This is a genomic window from Aeromonas sp. LsrichE-8G (assembly GCF_022869435.1).
GTDB lineage: Bacteria > Pseudomonadota > Gammaproteobacteria > Enterobacterales > Aeromonadaceae > Aeromonas > Aeromonas caviae.
In genome coordinates this window covers 1-704 of record NZ_JALIHH010000026.1, presented here as the reverse complement: position 1 = coordinate 704, position 704 = coordinate 1, and the positions used below count along the sequence as shown (strand labels likewise).

Annotated in this window: 1 pseudogene; it reads left to right on the top strand. The window is 58.2% G+C overall.

Annotated features, from left to right (window positions below):
- Positions 1-76: 76 nt before the first annotated feature.
- Positions 77-704 (top strand): annotated as a pseudogene (locus tag MUW49_RS06010) (IS3-like element ISAs20 family transposase); the annotation flags it as partial.

The following is a 704-nucleotide window of genomic DNA, read 5'->3' as shown; positions in this document are numbered from 1 at the left end:
CCCCCGGTGTCAGAATAGTTGTCGCCTAATCTGAATAATCTAAATGTGAAGACCGGGGGCGGATAAAGAGTGTCGAATGGCTCGTTATTCAAGTGAGCGCAAGGCTGCTTTGCTCAAGAAGCTGCTGCCGCCCATCAATATGTCGGTGGCCGAGTTGGCTCGGCAGGAAAACATCAGCGAGGTCACTCTGTATAATTGGCGCAAACACGCCAAAGACGGAGGGTCTCCTGTGCCCGGGGACAACAAACTGACCGATGAATGGCCCGCCGAGGCCAAGTTCGCCGTCGTGCTGGAAACCGCTGCGCTTTCCGAGATTGAACTCAGTGAGTACTGCCGCCGTAAGGGTCTCTATCCCGAGCAAGTCCAGCAATGGCGCCAAGCCTGTATTCTGGGCCAGCAATCCGCTCGTACCTTACAACAGGCGGAGAAGGCACAGGCCAAAGCGGACAAGAAGCGTATCCGGCAACTGGAGCAAGAGCTGCGGCGCAAAGACAAGGCCCTGGCCGAGGCGGCAGCTCTGCTGATATTGCAAAAAAAGCTCGATGCCTACTGGAGCAACGTCGACGAGGACAACTGACCTCGTTGCCAGAGCGGCAGCAATACGTTGCATGGTGGCGCGAAGCGCTTGAAGCTGGCGCCCGCAAGCATCCTGCGGCCGAGGTGTTGGGGCTGAGTCTGCGCACGCTCCAGCGCTGGTTGGCCGG